Source organism: Kitasatospora sp. NPDC059973, assembly GCF_042737525.1.
In the GTDB taxonomy this organism is placed as follows: domain Bacteria; phylum Actinomycetota; class Actinomycetes; order Streptomycetales; family Streptomycetaceae; genus Kitasatospora.
Window position 1 is genome coordinate 75,697 of sequence record NZ_JBHWUI010000017.1, and the last position, 4,598, is coordinate 80,294.

At 74.1% G+C, this 4,598-nt stretch carries 4 protein-coding genes; 2 read left to right on the forward strand and 2 right to left on the reverse strand.

Going from position 1 to position 4,598, the window contains the following annotated elements; all coding sequences use genetic code 11:
• Positions 1-397: hypothetical protein (locus ACFWA9_RS07730; protein WP_380384276.1), on the forward strand; the 397-nt coding region annotated here is incomplete at its 5' end.
• A gap of 512 nt (positions 398-909) precedes the next feature.
• On the opposite strand, the gene ACFWA9_RS07735 is transcribed toward ACFWA9_RS07730, so the two are convergent.
• A complete protein-coding gene (locus ACFWA9_RS07735; RefSeq protein ID WP_380384279.1) occupies positions 910-2,067 on the reverse strand; it encodes a Dyp-type peroxidase in 1,158 nt (385 codons plus the stop codon).
• A 289-nt stretch (positions 2,068-2,356) separates the two neighbouring features.
• On the opposite strand from ACFWA9_RS07735, the gene ACFWA9_RS07740 reads away from it, so the two are divergent.
• Positions 2,357-3,541 carry a right-handed parallel beta-helix repeat-containing protein gene (locus ACFWA9_RS07740; RefSeq protein ID WP_380384282.1) on the forward strand — a complete coding sequence of 395 codons (1,185 nt, stop codon included), beginning with the start codon at positions 2,357-2,359 and terminating at the stop codon, positions 3,539-3,541.
• A gap of 91 nt (positions 3,542-3,632) precedes the next feature.
• On the opposite strand, the gene ACFWA9_RS07745 is transcribed toward ACFWA9_RS07740, so the two are convergent.
• Positions 3,633-4,598, reverse strand: a 966-nt coding sequence (locus tag ACFWA9_RS07745; RefSeq protein WP_380384285.1) for a hypothetical protein, incomplete at its 5' end; no start/stop codon positions are given.

Below are 4,598 nucleotides of genomic sequence, written 5' to 3' on the forward strand. Positions count from 1 at the left end.
CGTCCTGCGCGACGGCGGCCACGAGCTCGGCACCGTCACCGCCGGCGAGGCCGATCTCAGCGTGCTGCGCACCGAGCAGGCCCGCGTCTCCGGTGAGGCCTGGGTCACCGGTGGGGTACGGGTGAAGGGCCTGCTCACCGCCACCGGGGGGATGAAGCTCTACCACGAGGGCGAGCGGATGTTCGTCACCATGCCGGACCGGATCCTCTTCTACGGGATCAACGAGTTCACGCAGTGGGTGACCTTCGCCCAGGGCATCGCCGTCACCTACGGCGACAGCAGCGTCTCGATGGCCAAGGGCAACGGGATGCTGGTCAGGAACAGCAACCTCCAGATCCAGCACGGGACGCTCTCCATCTCCTCCGGCGGCAACCCGCCGCAGGTCCGGGAGCTGTGAGGACCCCCGCGGCACCTTGACCGGCGCCAGGCCCCGCCCCCGCGGTCCCGGGGGGCGGGGCCTGGTGCATGTGCCTCATGCGCCGGGACCGGGGCCGTCTCATGAACCAGAACCAGCCGAATGACGAATGACGAGTGTTGATCAATGACTGCCACATGTTGCACAACGCCCTCCCCCACCAAGGAGGATCACCCATGAAGGGTCTTCGACTCCCGGTACCGGCACCGGCACCGGTGGAACCAGCACCCTCACCGGACTCGACGGCGCGGGCCGCTACATCCGGATGTACGCCACCCAGCGCGCGACCACCTGGGGCTACTCCCTCTGGGAGTTCGAAGTCCGCGGCGTCTAGCCGGCGTCGGTCGGGTGTCTCGTCCCGGCCCTGCGCCTCTTCCGGGCCCGGAGCCGGGTCAGGGCGGACGCGAGCCGGGAGGACCGGTCGCCGGTCCTCCCAGCGACGTGCCGGGGGTCGTAGCTCTCACCCGGCCCGGCGGGCGCGACCGCCGGCGGCCCTACGCCCAGAGCTGTTCGCCGAGCGTCCCGCCCGGTGCGGCGCCGGGGAGCACGTAGGCCACGGCCGAGGCCCGGTGCTCGACGAACGGGCCCAGCGCGTCGCGTTCGGCCAGGCGGTTCTGGACCCGGGTGAACAGGGCGGGATCGCGCATGAAGGCGCAGAACAGCAGGCCGCGGTCGTCGAGGCCGTCGTCGTAGCTGAAGCTGCGGCGGAGCATCCGGGCGCCGCCGTCGAGACGGGGGCTGCTGAGGCGGACGTGCGCGGACGCGGGGATGACGTAGGAGCCGTCCGGGTTCTTGGCGTAGATGTCCGGGTCGTCGTGCTCGGCGGTGCCGGTGAGCGGGACGCCGTCGCCGCCGCGGCGGCCCATCACCGCGTCCTGCCGGTCCCCGGGGAGTGCCGCGAAGCCGTCGACGTCCATCCGGATCCGGCGGTACACGAGGACGGTCCCGTTCTCGTGCGGCCCCGGCGGGCCCCAGACCCACTGCCGGGCGGCGTCGTCGTCGGGATTGGCGGTGCCGTCCTTGAAGCCGAACAGGTTCCGCGGTGTCACGCCCCGGGGCGTGAGGGGCAGAAAACCGGACTGGGTCCAGCGGGGAACGAGGCCGGCGGCCTTCGCGGCGGCGGTGGCCAGTTCCGCGACGACGGTCGGGGTCCAGCGGTCGGCGGCGCACAGCTGGACCACCAGATCGCCGTGGCTGCGCGCCGGGTCGAGGCGCTCGCCGGGGAACGGCGGCAGGTCGGCCAGTGCGGCGGGCACGTTCAGGCCGAGCCGGGAGGCGAGTCCGGGACCCACGCCGACCAGGGAGGCCAGCCGGGTCGGCACGCCCGTCCCCAGACGCGGGTCGGGCAGCGTACCGGCGGCCGCGCCGGAGAGGGTTCGGGTCAGCGCGTCGAGGACGGCGCGGAGGGTCTGCCGGTCCGCGGCCGCGGTGGTCGGCGGGAGGTCGAACGACAGCATTTGCGCGACAGGCAGTTGAGGCTCCGTCACCCCGGCCTGCCGGGGCCCGTGGAAGGGGACCGGCGACCCGGGCGGCGGGCCGGCGGGGTGCGACCGGTCGTCCGGCGTCAGGACGTCGCCCGCCAGTGCCTCGGCGGCCGCGCCGATCCCGGCGGCCAGCACCGCGCCCGCCGCGAGCACGGCCCTGCGTCCCAAACCGGCCGCGGCTGGTCGTGCCGGTTCCTGCGGATTTCCCGGTTCGGTATGCATGGCCGATATTGGAGACGATAGAACACGTATCATGCAAATCCCCTCTCCTCAGCGCCTGTTGTCCGCTCGGGCCGCCCGGCCCGCCGCATTCCGGGCTTCGCTGCCGAGACGCCTGTCGGTGCTGGTCACCCTGGTCGCGGTGGCGGCGACGGGGTGCTCGGCGACGGATTCCGAGCCGCCCGGGAAACCGCATCCGGCCGGGAACGTTGTTCGCGTACCGGAGGACTTCGCCACGGTGCAGCAGGCGGTGGACATCGCGCGCGAGGGTGACACCGTGCTGATCCAGCCGGGGGTGTACCGCGAGAGCGTGCGGGTCACCGTGGCGCGGGTGGTCGTGCGCGGCACGGACCGGAACGCGGTGGTCCTCGACGGCGGGGTGCGGCTCGTCAACGGCATCACCGTCACCGGCGCCGGCTCGGTGGTGGAGAACCTCACCGTCCGCGGCTACCTCGCCAACGGCGTCCTGTTCACCGGGGTCACGGACGACCAGCTGCAGCGTCACGGCGCCGGCGGCTCGGCCTACGACCCGCTGGACACCGTCCGCTTCCCGCCGGTGCAGGGCTTCCGGGCCTCCCGGGTGACGGCGTACAACAACGGGCTCTACGGCATCTACGCCTTCGACGCTCGCGGCGGCGTCATCGAGGACTCCTACGCCTCCGGCGGCGCCGACTCCGGCATCTACGTCGGCCAGTGCAAGCCCTGCGACACGCTGGTGCGCGGCAACACGGTCGAACGCAACGCGGTCGGCATCGAGATCACCAACGCCTCGGACAACCTGACGGTGCTCGGCAACCGCGTGGTCGGCAACCGCGTCGGCGTGACGGTCAACTCCAACGACCTGGAGGCCCTCGCCCCGCAGCACGGCGCGGTGATCGCCGGCAACGTGATCGCCGGCAACAACGCCGCGGACTCGCCCGAGCAGGCCGACGGCGGCTTCGGGATCGGCATCGGCATCGGCGGCGGCACCGCGAACCAGGTGCTGCGCAACCTCGTCCGGGACAACCGCGCGGCCGGGGTCGTCATCACCGACCCGCCCGGGCACCCCGCCGTCGGCAACCGCGTCGAGGGCAACCACGCCACGGCCAACGGCGTCGACCTCGTGCTGGCCTCGACCGATCCCGGGAACTGCTTCACCGGCAACTCGCCCGCGACGCAGAGCCCGAACGGGCTGGAGGAGGTGGCCGGGTGCGGCGGCGCCGCGCGCCAGGCCGTCCCGGCCGGTCGGCCGGCCGCCGTCGAACCACCGCCCGGGACACCGTTCAACTCCGTGCCCGTGCCGCCCGCCCAGCCGTCGATGCCCGATCCGACCGCGCCCGGCCGCCCGGCGACGGACCTGCCCGGACCGGTCGATCCGAACCGCTACCCGCTGCCGACCGACGTCGCCGCCATGCCGCAGCCGAACGGAGCCGGACCGGCCTGAGCGCGACCGAACCGAGCCCGGCCGGCCGACAGCGCTGCCCGCCGGTCGGGGATCCCGGGGGACCCGGCGGCGCCCGGCCGGCAGCGCTGTGTCAGCCGGCGGCCCAAGGTGCCTCAGGCAGCTTCGCCGCCTCGTCGCGCCCGGTGATCTCGACGGTCGTCGGGGTGCCGAGGCCGGGCATCCGCATCGTCACCCGCCGCAGACCGCCGTCACCGTCGATCCAGTACGTCAGCGGCGACAACTCGCCGTCGGCGCCCGCCCCGTGCGCGGCGTCGCCGGAGCGCGGTCCGGAGAACCGGTCGTAGCTCCGGCCGTCGATCAGGTCGCGGCCCAGCCATCGCGGACCGGACTGCGCGAGCAGCAACGGGTTGTCGGGCCGGTCCGCGCCCAGCTGGATCAGCAGTTGGAGGCCGGAGTCCAGGGGGTCCGCCGTGTAGCCGCGCGGCGACCAGCCCGGGCGGGGGATGTGCTCGGCCTGCTGCCAGGCCGGGCCGCCGCCACCACCCGCCTGCGGCGCCAGCCCCAGGCCGGCGCCGTCCCACACGATCAGCCCGTGGTCCAGCTCACCCGTGGGCCCGGTGACCCGGTAACGGCCCGCCGCCCGGTGCGTGCGGTAGTCCACGACCCCCTCCACCCGCACCATCACGCCACCGCCCTCGGCCGCGGTGAGGGTCACCGTCGCCGGGCTCGCCTGGTACAGGTTGAGGCGCGACACCGCGATGCGCGATGCCTCGTCGACGGTCACCGGCCGACTGGTGGTGCTGTCGGACGCGTTCCGGTAGACGACCACGCCGCCCGTGGCGGCCCCGCAGACGGCGACCGCCAGCAGTGCCCTGAGCCAGCCGACCCGCCGCGGCGTGCGGGCGCCACCGGACTTCCACCGGGCGGTGAAACCGCCGGGCCTCCTCCCGGCCGTCTTGTCGCCGGGCTTCGTCCCGGCCGTGCTGTCACCGGGCTTCCGCCCGGCCGTCTTGTCGCCGGACTTGCTCCGGGCCATGACCGTGCCCTCTCTCACGTCGGTGACACACTCGGGCGGGTTCGCGGACCCGATGGTCCG